This is a genomic window from Marinomonas algicola (assembly GCF_014805825.1).
In the GTDB taxonomy this organism is placed as follows: Bacteria; Pseudomonadota; Gammaproteobacteria; order Pseudomonadales; family Marinomonadaceae; genus Marinomonas; species Marinomonas algicola.
Genome location: NZ_CP061941.1, coordinates 3,161,113 through 3,176,692 on the forward strand (window position 1 = coordinate 3,161,113; position 15,580 = coordinate 3,176,692).

Genomic DNA, 15,580 nt, shown 5'->3' on the forward strand with positions numbered 1-15,580 from the left:
TCAAATACTCATTCATGGAGCTCAATTGATGCAAGCGGCCGACATTTTAAAATCCTACTCAGACATCACTGTTATCGACCACCCTTTTGTACAGCATAAACTCACCAGTTTACGCGACAAAAATACAAGTACTCGCGAGTTTCGTATGCTTGTTGAAGAACTGGGGACACTGATTGGATACGAAGCAACAAGAGATTTAGAAACAGTCGATATTGAAATTGAGACACCGCTAGAAAAAGCGATGTGCCCAGTTCTGAAAGGCAAAAAACTGTGCATAGTCACGATTATGCGTGCCGGTAATGGCTTAGCAGAGGGCGTATTAAAGTTATCACCTTCTGCTCGAGTTGGTCATATTGGCATGTATCGAGACCCTGAAACCAAGCAACCAGTTGACTATTATTTGAAAATGCCGCACTCAATTGAAGAACGCACGATCATTGTTGTTGACCCAATGTTAGCAACGGGAAATTCAGCCGCTGCGGCCATTGAAAAAATGAAAAAAATGGGCGCAAAAGACATCCGATTTATTTGTTTATTTGCTGCGCCAGAAGGCATTGTGGCCTTTAAAGAAGAACATAACGATGTACCTATGTACATTGGCGCAATTGATCGCGAACTAGATGAACATGCCTACATTCGTCCAGGCGTTGGTGACGCGGGAGATCGCATTTACGGAACACGTTAAAAGTCAGTTGTTAAAAAAATACCCTCCGTTTTGAGGGTATTTTTTTAGAATACTGACCTATAAGCTCTATTGCCTGCATGTTTCTTCTACTACATAGAGCTTAAAAATACGCCTCTTTCAATTATTGAATCCCACAACCGGCTAGAATCATTCCGATAATGAAGTCTTTTGCATCTTCATAATCGTCTTCTTCTAACCTAGGCTTATTTAGAACAATTTTAATCTGCGCATCAAAATCCGCATAGGTTTGTGTCATTGCCCACAAACTAATAAACAGATGCTCAGTCGAAACAGGCTTCATGAGGCCTTGCTCCACCCAGCCCTCGATAATGCTTTTCTCTCTTGCAATCTCTTCTACAAATCGCTCACGTAAAAAGTCTAATACAAATGGCTCCTCTCCCATTAAAGCCATTGCAAAAACTTTTGATGCATTTGCATGCTCTCTAGAATGATCAATTTTTTCGCTTATATAGCGAGTAAAAGAAAATTTAGGGGTGTCACTTTCTTCAAACGCGCTAACAGAATCTAGCCATAACTCTAGAATATTCTCTAACACAGCCTCTAAAAGGTCTTTCTTAGAACGAAAATAGTAATGAATATTCGCTTTTGGTAATTCAGCCTCATCAGCGATCATTTGAGTTGTTGTTTTAGCTAATCCCTGCCTTGCAAAAACCTTCTCTGCACAATTTAAAATATGCGCTTGATTTTGTTCACGTATATGAATCTTTAATTGATCCTTAGCACGCTTTGTATCTGTCAAAAGGACACCTCTCAATAAGAATGTAAACTACGTTCGCCTCAATAAGGCGATATAAAATTATACGGAAGGGATAATACGGGGAATACAATAGCATCCTTTTAATAAAGGAAAAAGCACCCTGCATTTAAGGCTGTGAAATATTAACGGTTTAAAAGAAGATGGTACGGTAAAAATCCAAAATAAAAAAAGGGAGCAATTGCTCCCCATTTCCCCTCGCAGCAGAATTAAGTCAATGACTATAGGCATTCATCACAACTTAAACTACTGCACCACTTTGGCTCTGTGACCTAAGTGAAAATCATTTTCACTTTAGATGTTTTTTTGACTTTCGAATAGAAACGAAAATTTCATAAAGCTAATTATAAGCACATTTTTTTCTTACGACAAGACATCGAACGCTTTTATTGACCAAATGTTCAACTTTTTTTATTAAGCTCTATTTTATTTCTTCCATTCCGTTTAGCTAGATAAAGAGCATTATCAGCACGTTTTATAATTTGTTCGGGCGAAAGGTTTGCCTGTGACTCACTCACTCCCATACTAATAGTAACTTGCACATCCTTGTAAACCCCTTTTTTTGAGTCCAATACTTGAACCTTCATAGCTTCAATTGAGGCTCTTAACCCCTCCAAACTGCTTTCAATATCTGCCCAACACTTATTGACAAATAAAACGGTAAACTCCTCACCACCATAACGAAAAGGTTTTCCGCCCATAGATACATTAGAGAATACTTCAGCAACCCGATATAAGACGATGTCCCCCATATCATGACCATAGGTATCATTGAATTTTTTAAAATGGTCTATATCAGCCATAACAACAACATAGCGTTTAGGTAAAGCCAATAATTTTTCGTTTAACGCTCTGCGGCTATTTAACTTTGTTAGATCATCCACGTAAGCCATCTGATGACTCTCTATTAATATATAAAAGACCCAAATCAAAAAACAACCAGACAAAAGTAAAGATGCCTGCCCTTGAGAGCTAACGATATAAAATAAAATTAATAATGTTATTTGAGTTATTAATACACTTGCGCATAGGCCGCTTGCGGTTCTCCACCAACGAAACACACCAGACAACAAACAGGCGAAAACAAACAACATCAATATTAAGGTTGACCAAGATAGCGACTCTAAAAACCAAACTGTTTCATTCAGAATAGGAAATGAGATCCATCCTTTTTCAAAAGCAACACTCCAAGAATAAAGCATGCCCATAAACGCAATTCGATTAACAGCATAGCGATTCAAAAAACCTCTTTCTTGAATTAGTGAGACCACAGATAAGTTTAAAACCGTTACAGCTATGTATCCAAATGAACTTATACTCTGAGTAGAGAAAAATAATTGATAAAGAGGAACACACAATAAGATGGCAATTAAGAACAATCGCCCTTTATTGAAATGCCATGCAAGCAAAACCAGAATAACGAGAAGAACAAAAGGGAGGTAGAGCACGACATTTAGCCAGACTACCGGGGCAAAGTGCATGTAAGCGCCCGCATACAAACTTGCAATAATCACAAGCAAAGGCATCAAAAGTACATTCAGGGTCTTAGGCATAGCTCAACTTTCAACTTATCACATTCTCAAACAGAGTATATTCTGCCTTTTGTAGAGTTTTTTTTCACCAACAATCAACGTTTTGTCCGAGACCCTTCTGCAAAAATACAGCCTGTCTTATCTAATAAAATAAGTAAAAAAAATGATCTGCATACTAATACTGTCTTTCATCGCTCTTTTTCGTAATAATAAGGCAATTAAATCGCTCTATTTTCAGGCTCGTCGGTAATGTGTTAGCTTATATAATTGCGCTCAACCGTTTTCTTTAATACGCATAGGTTTCTATTAATTATGGAACGAAAAATATTATGGGTACTTTCCTTTTTAGTTATATTCATTTTATGGCTAAAACTAGAGCCCATTAATCCATCTAAGCCAAGCAACCCTGTGATAGAAAAACCTATCCCAAGCCCAAGCCCAAGCCCAAGTATATCGCCTGAATCATCTTCTTCAAGTGAAGAAAACACACCTATTGAAGAAAGTATTGAACTTGAAAAACCAGTAAAAAAACCCAAAGCATCCATTCCAGCCGAGTCAGGAGAAACACCCCCAGATTTCGCAAGCATCAGCGATATTCAAGAAAGAAAAGACGCTTTCTTTAACTATTTATTGCCTTTTGTAGTTGAGAAAAACGCTTTATTAATAAGAGATAGAGAAAAAATCCATGCCATTTTAGCCAACAAAGAACCACCATCTAGAGAAGAAAAAAGGTGGTTGAAAGCGTTAAGAGAGATATTTAAACTTAATAAAGTAGACGTTTTTACCCATGAAACCATTGCGGAACTTCTCTTATACGTTGATATCATTCCAGAGTCCTTAGTCTTTGCTCAAGCCGCAAACGAATCGGCCTGGGGAACGTCTCGATTTGCGGTAGAAGGTAACAATTATTTTGGTCAATGGTGCTTTAGACAAGGCTGCGGCCTAGTGCCAGAAAAACGTGATGATGAAGCTGAGCATGAAGTGAGAAGATTTAAAAATGCTAAAGAATCTGTGTTTGCATACATAGATAATTTAAATATTAATGCCGCTTATGCTGATCTTAGAGAAAGACGGGCAGAATTAAGAAGAAATGATGTTGAGATTACGGGATTATCCTTAGCATCGGGGTTGCACAGCTACTCGCAACGAGGGCAGGATTATATTGATGAGATTGAAAGTCTCATTAACTATAATGAACTATGGAAGTTCAACCAAAACAAAGAAATTTTAATAGAAGAATAAGCCCTAAACATATCACAATAAAGAAAAATAACCAGAAAGCATGACAACTCTAATTCATTGAAGTCATTACCTATTTCAGGCTAGCTAAGGCACACAACCTTCTTTACAATAGCTAGCCTTAATCATTCACTTTGAAACGAGGGAATTCATTTGGCCCGTTTACCTGTTATTGTTGGCTTTGGTGGAATCAACTCGGCTGGCCGTTCTTCTTCACATCAAGCTTATAGAAGAATTGTGATCGACATGTTGCCAAGCACCGTTCAACAGGAAGTCTTGCTTGACTTAGCAACATTAACCAAGACTGCCGAGCATCGAAACGGAATCTGGTATACAGATTCGGGAGAGCAACTTGACTCAGGTGCTTTTATCAACTTATTCAGTGAGGAAATCCTTGCTAAGACATTAATTAGACGAATTCACCCGTCTTTTTTTGATGTTGATAATGTTACCTTGCACAAGTCATCCATCCTTTCCCCAAGTCCAAACGATGAACACATTGTTTTCACAATAAAAACACGCTCACTTCCTGAAAACCTCCCACATAATTGGACTGTTCTAGCGCTATCAAATTCTCTTTCAGAAGTAACCGTTGAAGGTAACTTAGAAGCGCTCATAAAAGACACGAAAGAACTTAGCGTTAAGTCAGCTGGTCAACTACCAACAGGCTTCGATCCTTCCACTATGTATCAAAGTCGCAACCATCCCCGTGGATTGCAAATGACAGTATACGGCGCTTCAGATGCCATAAATAGCAGCGGCATCCCCTGGGGGAAAATACGCGACAACGTCTCTCCAGACAAAGTCGCCGTTTTTGCCGCAAACTCTATTGGCCAAATGGATGATCTAGGCTTTGGAGGCATGCTCAAATCTGCACTGCAAGGTAAGCGTACAACGTCAAAACACCTCCCCCTTGGCTACGCCCAAATGCCTGCTGACTTTGTTAATGCTTATGTTCTTGGTAGCGCTGGTGTTGTCGGTACCTCTATAGGCGCCTGTGCGACTTATTTCTTCAACCTAGAAAAAGCCATTGCTGGCATTAAATCTGGAGAAATAAGAGTTGCCATGGTGGGCGGCAGTGATGCTCCGATTACACCAGAGATAATTGAAGGCTTTCGCACAATGGGAGCCCTAGCCGAAGACAGCGCGTTACTGGCATTAGATGCAATCAAGGATCAACAAGAACCTGACCATACTCAAAGCTGCCGTCCTTTTGCAAATAATTGTGGATTTACAATCGGTGAATCCAGTCAATGGACCCTGTTAATGGATGATGAACTTGCTTTAGAGTTGGGGGCCAACATCCACGGAGCCATACCCGCTGTTTATTCTTTCGCTGATGGACATAAAAAATCGATATCAGCACCCGGAATAGGTAACTATTTAACTCTGGGGAAAGCCATGGCTTATTTAAAGAACATCATTGGTGAAGATGGACTTCATAACAGAACCTTCATTCAAGCTCACGGTACCAGCACACCTCAGAACAGAATTACTGAGTCTCATGTTTTAAGCCAAGTAGCAAAAAGCTTCGGAGCAAAACATATCCCAGTGACGGCTGTAAAGGCGTTTTTAGGCCATTCACAAGGTACCGCAGGTGGCGATCAACTTCATGTATCTCTTGGTGTTTGGGAGCATGGCATACTTCCTGGAATCACAACAACCAAACAGCTAGCGGATGACGTTCATACTGAGGGTCTGTCTTTTCAGTTAACGCACCAGGATTATGGCAAAACGCATTTTGATGGCGCCTTATTGAACTCAAAAGGGTTTGGTGGCAACAACGGCACGGCGGTTTTATTGGCTCCTCATAAAGTGATAGAAATGCTTTCAAATAAGCATTCTGAAGACACGATGAAGCGTTACTTCGATAGAAATATTGAAACCAAAGAGAAAAGCGAGCGGTATAATAAACAAGCCATTCTTGGTGAATCGAAACCCATATATCATTTCGGACAAAATGTTCTAGCCGGTGAAGACCTGTCTATAACAAAAGAAAAGATACAACTACCTGGATACGCACTAGAGGTTGATCTTCAGGTAAAAAATGATCTAGAAGAATATTTATAGTACCGACTATTGAGCTACAAGAGTGGGAGGAATCAAACCTCCCACCAGCTATCCTTAGCACTAATCTCTTTTCTAAAAATCAATTAAGCAATCCATCCCCCATCAACACAAGCCACCAACCCAACACATTAATTCACGGTGCAACAAAAGAGCACCACTTCAAGATAAAACTCTAGCCTTTAAATATTGTACGAGAAGAGCGCCATAAAGATAAAACAAAGGCCGTGATCACTCCTGCCGTTCCACCAAATGTAAGCAAATAAAGAAAATTATCAATAGGTAGGGCTAATACAGATTGGATAAAAAATAAGTTTGGCATGACTGAAAACAACCAAATCCCCATAATCAAAAAAACACCATCCATAAATGAATTAAAGCGGGTTTTTACCAATAACCAAGCGTTAAAATACACATAGCACAAGACACCAACCGAAAACAACGCAATAAAAATCGGATCATCACTCTTGTCGACAGCTAGCATTTTTGGTGCCGCCAAACTCCAAAGTCCTCCCAAAATAAAAAGCAAGCATATCGTTAAAAATACCGCCTTATGATTTATTTTTTGCAAAACAATTACCCTCCATTCAACATTGCCATGACTTATACTAGGTAAATTGATACAGGTCTTTTACCAGTTTACGCAAACTCGCCCTCCAAGGCCTTTGCTTCACTCCAAAGTGGTTAAAGACTTTACGACAAGATAAAGACTGTCTTTTGACTAATACGATATCCTCAGAATCAGGAAAACAATCGCTAATGGCTTCAATGGAGACTGGGGCTTTTGGGTCAAATTGACCTGCTGTGGCTAAAATAGCTTCGACAAAACCATACCAACTAATCTCTTCAGAACAGCAATAATGATACACCCCAGTATTCGTTGAACCATAATAATGCTGCTTAATCATAGTTAACGTGACTCGAGCCAGATCAGAAACAGGAGATGGGCTACCCACAAAACTATCATTATGGGCTAAATTTACACCCTTTTTGATTAAGTCTATAGTTCGGCAGACGAAGTCATCATTTTTACCATTAAAAAGCCAGCCAGTTCGTAAAACAACATTTTGAGGTAACGATAAAAAACGCTGTTCCGATTCAATTAAAGCCAAAGAATAAGAATCTTGAGAGTCAGGTTGATCGTTCTCATCGTAAGCTGTCTCTTTATCTCCTGAAAACACCAAAGCACTACTAATCATAAACAGTTGGGTGTTTGTTTGCTCAGAATAAGCCGTCAGAGCATTAATAAACTTCTGATAACGGGAATCCAGACAACGATCAATACTAAGAGCATCAATAATCACATCACACTCAATGCCATTTAAAAAGCCTGAATCATAATCATATTTAAACAATTCATGACAAGAAAGCGTATACCACTCGAACTCAGAAAGTGCTGAAGCAAATAATAAAAGTTCTTCGCCAACAACCGTGTCACTTCCCAATAGCACAATACGTATTGGTGCGTTTATATCTCTATTTCGATTCAACTCTAGAACCCCTTTACAATACTTGGAAATACCCTGCCGACATTTATGGAGGTTTGATACGCTATGTCTTTTATAGATTCCTGTCTAATTTCAGAAATTGATTGAGCAACTATCGGAATATTCAAAGGCGTGTTTCTTTCCCCTTGTTTGCCAAAGACAGGCATATCGGGCGAATCAGTTTCCAACACATAGTCAACTGAGTTTAGCTCTTTGATCACTTTAATCGATTTTTTCGCTCTTGTATAAGTAATATTACCACCAATACCCAATACAAAGCCGAGCTCAATAAAGCGTTGAGCTTGGACCCAGCTCCCACTAAACCCATGAACAGCGCCTCCATATAAGAAGTGGCTATTTTTTAACTCTTTATAGAGGATGTCATAGCTTCGTCGTGCATGCAGTATCACGGGAAGCTTCAGTGACTTAGCGATGGATAATTGAGCCCTAAAAAAAGCCAGCTGAATGTCTATTGGAAGCGAGTTTGGCCAAATATCTAAACCTATCTCACCAATTGCAACAGTAAAATTGGATTCACAAAAGCCGCCCAATAAATCAATAGAGCGAAACTCCTCACCGTTTAAAAAATAAGGGTGAATACCATAAGCCATAGATAAACTAGAGTACTCTTGACTCAAAATCGACTGTTTTTCCCACCCTTTAAAACGCGTACCCGGCACAATAAAATGCCTGACATCATGGTGATGACATTTTTTTAAAATGTCGCCTCTATCTTTGTCAAAAACAGAAAAGTCTAAATGACAATGGCTATCAATATACATATATTTGATTATCCTGAAATTTATCAAAAACACCAGAACAAAAAAAACCGCCCTATGCATTAAAATACATAGGGCGGTTTACTTTACCGTTTAAAACTAGACCTTTGGGCCTGCATCAATAATCTGTGTAGACACACCTTTAAATTTGGTAAAATTCGTAACAAACTGATTAATAAGCCCTTTCGCCTGTTCAGCATAAGCCTCATCATTTGACCAAGTCTTACGAGGATTTAATAGTATTGGGTCGACCCCCTCAACAGACTTAGGTACGGTTAAGTTAACATCGTCTAAATGCTCTACTTCAGCATCTATCAAAGCGCCTGACTGAATGGCCGCAATAACAGCACGAGTCGTTGGAATACTAAAACGCTGCCCCCCCTTACCGTGAGCACCACCTGTCCAACCCGTGTTAACAAGATAAACCTGACTACCAAAATCTTCAATACGCTTAATAAGAAGGTCGGCATAAACATGAGCAGGTCGAGGAAAGAAAGGTGCGCCAAAACAAGTGGAAAACGTTGATTTAATGCCACTCCCAGCACCCATTTCAGTGGATCCAACAAGTGCAGTATAACCACTCAAAAAGTGATAGGCCGCGGCCTCTTTTGACAAAATAGATACTGGAGGCAAAACACCTGTTAGGTCACAAGTTAAAAATACAATTGCATTAGGCTCTCCAGCTCGGTTACCTTCTGCACATTTCTCAATATGATCTCTTGGGTATCCTGCACGGCTATTTTGCGTTAATGATGTATCTGTATAATCGGCTTTTCGAGTATCAGGATCAATCACAACATTTTCAACAATCGTACCAAATTTAATGGCCTTCCAGATTAAAGGTTCATTTTTTTCAGACAGATCAATACACTTAGCATAACAACCGCCCTCTAAGTTAAAAACAGTATCCTTACCCCAACCATGTTCATCATCACCAATTAAAAAGCGCTCTTCATCAGCAGAGAGCGTTGTTTTTCCGGTACCGGACAAACCAAAAAATAATGTTACGTCTTTCTCAGGGCCAACATTGGCCGCACAATGCATTGGCAACACATCTTTTTCTGGTAACAAATAGTTTTGTACAGAAAACATTGCTTTTTTCATTTCACCCGCATAGCGCATACCTGCGATAAGCACTTTCTTATCCGCAAAATTTAAAATAACACACGACTCTGAGTTTGTTCCATCTTCCTCAGGAGTACACTCAAAAGTTGGTACATTAAGAATTTGCCATTCGTCTTTGCTCACTGGGTTATAAGTTTCAGGGCGAATAAACAAATTTCTACCAAACAAATGATGCCAAGCCGTTTCTGTCCTCATAATTGCAGGCAGATAATAATCGTCTCCGGCACCAACATGAATATTAGATAAATACGATTCTCGCTCATTCAAATAAGACTCTACTTTACACCACAAAGCCCCAAATTTTTCTTGCGGGAAGGGACGATTGACTGATCCCCATTCGATATTATCTTTGCTAGAGCTTTCTTCGACGATAAAACGATCTAAAGGTGAACGACCTGTTCGATCCCCAGTCTCAACAACCAAAGCACCGTTATCCGCTAACTGACCTTCATTATTTTGAAGTGCTTTCTCAACAAGCTGAGCTGTAGTCAAATTAGTGTGAATCATTGATCGTTTAGTTTCCGCATTCATGTTTACTATTCCTCTGAACATCCAGTAACGTTGCCACTGCGTGATAGCCTATTTGTTTTAAAAATGGTAACAAAAAAATCTAAAAAAGAGTATTAATATAACGAAATGTTATTTTACTACAAAACTAAAAGCTCCCGCTAAAAACATTTAAACATTTGATTTAAAAGATTTTTAATTGAAATTAATTTTTATATAACGACAAAAAAATCACTTTTTTACGACAAAAATTATCAAATAAAATACCTATAATTGATCTTGTAATTTAATTACTTTAAAAAAGGAGCTCCCCATTAAAAAGAACGTAAAACCGTAGTTTTTTTACTTCATAACTTACAAAAATGCGACACAACACCGAACACTCAGAGATCAAGATTAATATCATGTTAAATTTCAAACTATTTACTTATTTTTTAACTCATCTTTCTTTAGATAGAAGCATCAATCATCATCTTCATGATAAAATCCATTGAACCCCTCTCTCTATAATTAGGTTGATCAGTAACTATGTTAAATTCACATCAGAGCTGCAATATTGGTTTTGTAGGTCTTGGCGTCATGGGAAAAAGTCTTGCCCTCAATCTAGCCGATCACGGTTACAAGGTTGCAGGCTTTGACCTTGACGAAAATAAAATTAACGATGTTCTTGCAACGGAAGAAAAAGAGCGCTGTTCCAGTATTTCTGAGGCAAGAATTATTGGCTGCAGTACTCTTGAAGAGATGCTTCCAAAACTAACAACGCCACGGGTCATTGTCTTACTCGTTCCTGCAGGTAAACCAGTCGATATTGTCTGCGAACAACTGCTTAACAGTGGACTTGAAGCCAATGATATCGTTGTTGACTGCGGTAACAGCCAGTGGACAGATACTATTCGCCGCGAGTCAGAATACAGAGGCAAATTGAAATTCTTTGGCACAGCGGTTTCTGGAGGAGAAGTTGGCGCTCGTTTTGGCCCATCTCTAATGCCAGGCGGTGACGCTGACTCATGGAAGTATCTTCAACCAATGTGGGAAGCCGTTTCAGCAAAGGTAAATAAAGATGGAACGCAAATTATCAGCAACATTCCAGGCAAACAAGTCACTGAGGGCGAACCTTGCACCACTTACTTGGGGCCAAATGGAGCCGGGCATTACGTAAAAATGGTTCATAACGGCATTGAATACGCTGATATGCAACTCATCTGTGAAGCCTACCATTTACTAAGATCGCTACTAGGCTATGAACCAGAAGAAATTGGTAAAATATTCGAGACATGGAATGAAGGAGAACTTAATAGTTACCTAGTTGAAATTACGGCGGATATTCTTCAGCATTACGACAACACAACAGGCGCCCCTTTGGTAGACATGATTCTAGACAGTGCGGGTCAAAAAGGCACAGGTCGTTGGACATCGATCAGCGCTACACAAATGGGTGTTCCGGCTGGAATTATTAGTGAATCAGTCTATGCTAGAGCCTTAAGTACACTGACAGAAGAACGCGAAAAAGCCGCCTCCTTATTAGTTGCTGAAACAGAGCTTGGAGAAATAGATTCAGAAGCGGTTATTGAGTCAGTAAGAAACGCCCTTTATTGCGCCAAAATTTGTGCCTACGCTCAGGGCTTTCAAATAATGCGCGCGGCACAAAAAGAATACAACTGGTCTTTTAATTTCAGCGACATCGCAAAAATTTGGCGTGGTGGCTGTATTATTAGAGCGTCTTTCCTGCAAAAAATTGCAACAGCATTCACTGAAAAACCAGATTTAGAAAACCTGCTGCTTGCGGATTACTTTGCAGACACACTAGCCGATAAACAAAAAGGCTTACGTCAAGCTGTTGTTCTTGCTGCTCAGTCGGGTATTCCAACACCCTCTTTTTTCTCCGCATTAGCTTATTTTGACGGATACCGTTCAGAAATTCTTCCTGCTAATTTATTGCAAGCACAACGAGATTATTTTGGAGCGCATTCTTACGAGAGAGTTGATGCTGAAGCTGGGCAAAAATTCCATACGCTATGGCAAGAAAAAAACCGTCCTGAGAAAAAGCTTTAACAATGAAAACGTTTATTACGTAAAAAAAGGTGCCAATTTGGCACCTTTTTTTATTACGCTATTAAGGAAAGCGGATTATTTCATTTTTTCCACAGAAGTTAATACGCCTCTGAGCATTCCTATCTCATGCTGATCCAGCTGCGCTCTCTGAAATAAGCGTCGAAACCTGGTCATCACCTGCCTAGGCGTGTTTGGGTCTAAAAACTCTGTCAATAACATCACCTTTTCCAAATGCTCCAGCATATAGTCTACTTGCTCAGCTGTAGCAGCAGGCACGTCCCATTTCGTTTGAACGGGCTGATCATTTATCATTAACAAGGATTTCATGCGTAATTCGTAGCATAAAACTTGAACAGCGGCCGCAAGGTTTAAGGAGCTAAACGACTCAATAGAAGGGATATGCACATGATAATGACAACGTTGCAATTCTTCATTAGTTAAACCACGATCTTCTCGACCAAAAACCAATGCCGTTTCAAGAGCTTCCTCGTAGACTAGATCGGCTGCTTGCCTAGGGTCAACTAACGGCCAAGGTATATGACGCTCTCTTGCGCTCGTACCAATAACGAGCTGGCAGTCCGCAACAGCATCCTCTAACGTATCCACTACCACCGCATTTTCAAGCAAATCAACAGCACCAGAGGCTCGACTTATCGCCTCGTCACTTGGGAATACCTTTGGTGAAACAAGATATAAGCGCTCCAACCCCATGTTTTTCATTGCACGAGCCGCACCACCAATATTACCGGGATGGGATGTATTTACGAGAACAATACGAACCTTGCTATTCATTGCGAAAAAACCAACTATAATTAGACAATTTGAATTTTGTCAATAGTAGCAGACTTTCCCGAATGATTTGCTATTTAAACATTAAAGAGAGCAATAAATAACCAATTTTAGCTGGTTTAATAAAGAGATTTCGATTAAAATGCCGCTCAAATTATTCGTAGTTGGTCCCTACAATTGGCTGATCAAAATATGAACGTACGCTCTTTAACACTTTTCCAGTAACTTATCTTACGACACCTTATGTCTTTGATAATTTAGCACCTCTTAGAAACTTAAACGGTATCTTATGCAACCAAGAATTAACATCGCCATCAAAGCAGCCCGCGCAGCAGCTGATTATATTGTTCACACTCAAGAAAAATTACTTTTTGATAAAGAACAAGGCCAAGATCCAGATCATGTCTACAAAACGGTTTGCCAAGGCGCTGAAAAAACGATCGTTCATCATCTTGAAAAAGCCTATCCAAACGATACAATCACAACTCGCTTAGGCGGTCGCATACAAAACGGTGAAGAAGGCGAATGGATTGTTGATACCATTCAAGGTCAATATTTGTTTACTCGCGGCCTTAGTGGTCACTGCATTACAATGAGCTATCTAATTGCTGGAAAAGTAGAACACGCCCTAATCATAAACCCCATGACAAAGGACGAATATTACGCAAGTAAGGGCCGCGGCGCCTATCTTAATAACTCTCGCATTCGCTCATCAAATGCTCGAGACCTTAGTAACGCACTTGTTGCAGCACAGTTTCCCTCAACTGATAAGACACGACCAAACGCAAGCGGACAATTCGCAACGTTTGCATCACTAGCAGACAAAGGTGCCCGTGTTATCACCCAAGACTCACCAGCATTACAAATTGTTAACGTTGCTGCTGGCCGTGTTGATGCCACCTGGGGAATTAAACTTTTTGAATGGGAAACACAAGCACCTCTTTTCATCGCAAAAGAAGCTGGCTGTATCTTTTCTGATTTTAACGGCTCACCAAGCATTGAAGAAACGGGTAATATATTATGCGCAAACCCACGCTTATTCAAAAACCTACTACCAATTCTAAATAAGAACTTATCTTAAGAGGCTTACACAGTAGCCAGTAGTCTATGTGAGCTAACCACCCGCATAAAAGAACGCGCCAGTCATCACAATACAATCCAGGCAACTCGTTGCTCTGGATTGTATTGGTCTAAAGCCACACAACCTACGCACAAATAGGCGAATTACACCCCCCTCTTACTCTTACTTAAAAAGTCAAATACAACAATAAATAGACAAACCTACCCCAAAAAAACCTAAAAAGGAAATAATTCACATAAAGAAAAAAATTTAACCAGAAGAAAAGGGGAACGTAGCTCAGAAAGAGAATTGAAGAGATAATTTAGAGCAAAAAAAAGCACCATGAATGGTGCCCGGGACCGGAATCGAACCGGTACGATATTTCTATCGCAAGATTTTAAGTCTTGTGCGTCTACCAATTTCGCCACCCGGGCAGAACAAACAGCAGAATAATAAATCCTACTGCAAAATCACGTAAGCCTGCAAGGCTCTTATATAAAAAAGGCACCATAAATGGTGCCCGGGACCGGAATCGAACCGGTACGATATTTCTATCGCAAGATTTTAAGTCTTGTGCGTCTACCAATTTCGCCACCCGGGCACATCTATTGATGTATCCTTTGATTATTTTGGAGGCCGGAGTCGGAATCGAACCGGCGTTCACGGAGTTGCAGTCCGCTGCATGACCACTCTGCCATCCGGCCTCAAATAATCTATCTTTTGATTGGAGCGGGAAACGAGGCTCGAACTCGCGACCCCAACCTTGGCAAGGTTGTGCTCTACCACTGAGCTATTCCCGCGCTCAAAAGATGGTGCATATTCTATGCTTTTTATTATTTACGTCAAGCATTTAAATAAAAAAAAGCTAAAAACTTTATATCAACAAGTTCCAGCCGAAAACTGATTATTTTTTATCCGAAATTGATGACGTTAACTCTGGCCATGCCGCTTTTAGATACACATACATTGACCACAGAGTTAATAATGCCGCAAAGATAAGAACAGCCTCCCCCCAAATCGCCCATTCAGAGCTTGGGGGACTTCCTAATAGCATAAAAATTGACAGCATTTGCATGGCCGTTTTAACCTTACCAATATAAGAAACAGCCACACTGGCTCTTTTACCCATCTCAGCCATCCACTCTCGTAATGCTGAAATAACAATTTCTCTACTCACGATCACAACACTAGCAATCGTCATAAGAGTACTAGCATAACTTTCAACCAACATAACCAGAGCAACAGAAACCATTACCTTATCCGCAACTGGATCAAAAAAAGCACCAAATGGCGTTGCTTGATCTAGTTTACGGGCAAGATAACCATCAAGCCAATCAGTAAAGGCGGCGACAGCAAAAATCGCAGCACACGTGACATAGCGACCATCCCAAGGCAAGTAATAGGTAGCTACTAAAACTGGAATTAAAAGAATCCGTATAGATGTCAATATATTAGGTATATTCATGAGTTTCCTAAGCACTCG

General features: G+C 39.9%; 13 protein-coding genes and 4 tRNA genes. 5 read left to right on the forward strand and 12 right to left on the reverse strand.

Annotated features, from left to right (window positions below):
• Positions 1-28: 28 nt before the first annotated feature.
• Positions 29-685: a uracil phosphoribosyltransferase gene (gene upp, locus IEZ33_RS14505; protein WP_191600743.1), complete on the forward strand. Its 657-nt coding sequence runs from the start codon at positions 29-31 to the stop codon at positions 683-685.
• Positions 686-806: 121 nt separating this feature from the next.
• Here upp and IEZ33_RS14510 read toward each other — a convergent pair whose 3' ends face one another.
• Complete coding sequence (locus IEZ33_RS14510) at positions 807-1,445, reverse strand: TetR/AcrR family transcriptional regulator (protein ID WP_191600744.1); 639 nt, start codon at positions 1,443-1,445, stop codon at positions 807-809.
• A gap of 416 nt (positions 1,446-1,861) precedes the next feature.
• Entirely contained in the window at positions 1,862-3,013 is a 1,152-nt protein-coding gene (locus IEZ33_RS14515; RefSeq protein ID WP_191600745.1) for a GGDEF domain-containing protein, read from the reverse strand.
• Between the two features lie 291 nt (positions 3,014-3,304).
• On the opposite strand from IEZ33_RS14515, the gene IEZ33_RS14520 reads away from it, so the two are divergent.
• Positions 3,305-4,234: a glucosaminidase domain-containing protein gene (locus IEZ33_RS14520; protein WP_191600746.1), complete on the forward strand. Its 930-nt coding sequence runs from the start codon at positions 3,305-3,307 to the stop codon at positions 4,232-4,234.
• A 150-nt stretch (positions 4,235-4,384) separates the two neighbouring features.
• Entirely contained in the window at positions 4,385-6,301 is a 1,917-nt protein-coding gene (locus IEZ33_RS14525) for a beta-ketoacyl synthase (RefSeq protein ID WP_191600747.1), read from the forward strand.
• 172 nt (positions 6,302-6,473) lie between these two features.
• On the opposite strand, the gene IEZ33_RS14530 is transcribed toward IEZ33_RS14525, so the two are convergent.
• The 4 genes from IEZ33_RS14530 to IEZ33_RS14545 form a co-directional block, all read right to left on the reverse strand.
• Positions 6,474-6,869, reverse strand: a complete 396-nt coding sequence (locus IEZ33_RS14530; RefSeq protein ID WP_191600748.1) for a hypothetical protein — start codon at positions 6,867-6,869, stop codon at positions 6,474-6,476.
• Between the two features lie 37 nt (positions 6,870-6,906).
• The gene (locus IEZ33_RS14535) at positions 6,907-7,788 is read right to left on the reverse strand and encodes an SDR family oxidoreductase (RefSeq protein ID WP_191600749.1); all 882 of its coding nucleotides are present in this window, start codon (positions 7,786-7,788) and stop codon (positions 6,907-6,909) included.
• Between the two features lie 2 nt (positions 7,789-7,790).
• On the reverse strand, positions 7,791-8,567 hold the full coding sequence (locus IEZ33_RS14540; RefSeq protein ID WP_191600750.1) for a TatD family hydrolase: 777 nt from the start codon (positions 8,565-8,567) through the stop codon (positions 7,791-7,793).
• 96 nt (positions 8,568-8,663) lie between these two features.
• The gene (locus IEZ33_RS14545) at positions 8,664-10,220 is read right to left on the reverse strand and encodes a phosphoenolpyruvate carboxykinase (protein WP_191600751.1); all 1,557 of its coding nucleotides are present in this window, start codon (positions 10,218-10,220) and stop codon (positions 8,664-8,666) included.
• 504 nt (positions 10,221-10,724) lie between these two features.
• On the opposite strand from IEZ33_RS14545, the gene gndA reads away from it, so the two are divergent.
• A complete protein-coding gene (gene gndA, locus IEZ33_RS14550; protein WP_191600752.1) occupies positions 10,725-12,248 on the forward strand; it encodes an NADP-dependent phosphogluconate dehydrogenase in 1,524 nt (507 codons plus the stop codon).
• A 75-nt stretch (positions 12,249-12,323) separates the two neighbouring features.
• Here the strand turns inward: gndA and IEZ33_RS14555 are convergent, their stop codons facing one another.
• Positions 12,324-13,040 (reverse strand): RNA methyltransferase, encoded by a 717-nt coding sequence (locus tag IEZ33_RS14555; protein WP_191600753.1) that lies wholly within the window; start codon positions 13,038-13,040, stop codon positions 12,324-12,326.
• Positions 13,041-13,326: 286 nt separating this feature from the next.
• Between IEZ33_RS14555 and IEZ33_RS14560 the strand changes: the two genes are divergently transcribed.
• The gene (locus tag IEZ33_RS14560) at positions 13,327-14,118 is read left to right on the forward strand and encodes an inositol monophosphatase family protein (RefSeq protein WP_191600754.1); all 792 of its coding nucleotides are present in this window, start codon (positions 13,327-13,329) and stop codon (positions 14,116-14,118) included.
• A 326-nt stretch (positions 14,119-14,444) separates the two neighbouring features.
• On the opposite strand, the gene IEZ33_RS14565 is transcribed toward IEZ33_RS14560, so the two are convergent.
• The 5 genes from IEZ33_RS14565 to pgsA all read right to left on the reverse strand — a co-directional run bounded on the left by IEZ33_RS14565 (position 14,445) and on the right by pgsA (position 15,562).
• Positions 14,445-14,531: transfer RNA gene (locus tag IEZ33_RS14565), tRNA-Leu, on the reverse strand.
• An 80-nt stretch (positions 14,532-14,611) separates the two neighbouring features.
• Positions 14,612-14,698, reverse strand: a tRNA-Leu gene (locus tag IEZ33_RS14570).
• Between the two features lie 29 nt (positions 14,699-14,727).
• Positions 14,728-14,801: transfer RNA gene (locus IEZ33_RS14575), tRNA-Cys, on the reverse strand.
• A gap of 21 nt (positions 14,802-14,822) precedes the next feature.
• A tRNA-Gly gene (locus tag IEZ33_RS14580) sits at positions 14,823-14,897 on the reverse strand.
• A 104-nt stretch (positions 14,898-15,001) separates the two neighbouring features.
• A complete protein-coding gene (gene pgsA / locus IEZ33_RS14585; RefSeq protein WP_191600755.1) occupies positions 15,002-15,562 on the reverse strand; it encodes a CDP-diacylglycerol--glycerol-3-phosphate 3-phosphatidyltransferase in 561 nt (186 codons plus the stop codon).
• Positions 15,563-15,580 lie beyond the last annotated feature (18 nt).

Coding starts and splice junctions, on each gene's coding strand:
- gndA (WP_191600752.1), top strand. CDS start 10,725: ATGTTAAATTCACATCAGAGCTGCAATATTGGTTTTGTAGGTCTTGGC.
- pgsA (WP_191600755.1), bottom strand. CDS start 15,562: ATGAATATACCTAATATATTGACATCTATACGGATTCTTTTAATTCCA.
- upp (WP_191600743.1), top strand. CDS start 29: ATGCAAGCGGCCGACATTTTAAAATCCTACTCAGACATCACTGTTATC.
- IEZ33_RS14555 (WP_191600753.1), bottom strand. CDS start 13,040: ATGAATAGCAAGGTTCGTATTGTTCTCGTAAATACATCCCATCCCGGT.
- IEZ33_RS14560 (WP_191600754.1), top strand. CDS start 13,327: ATGCAACCAAGAATTAACATCGCCATCAAAGCAGCCCGCGCAGCAGCT.
- IEZ33_RS14515 (WP_191600745.1), bottom strand. CDS start 3,013: ATGCCTAAGACCCTGAATGTACTTTTGATGCCTTTGCTTGTGATTATT.
- IEZ33_RS14520 (WP_191600746.1), top strand. CDS start 3,305: ATGGAACGAAAAATATTATGGGTACTTTCCTTTTTAGTTATATTCATT.
- IEZ33_RS14540 (WP_191600750.1), bottom strand. CDS start 8,567: ATGTATATTGATAGCCATTGTCATTTAGACTTTTCTGTTTTTGACAAA.
- IEZ33_RS14545 (WP_191600751.1), bottom strand. CDS start 10,220: ATGAATGCGGAAACTAAACGATCAATGATTCACACTAATTTGACTACA.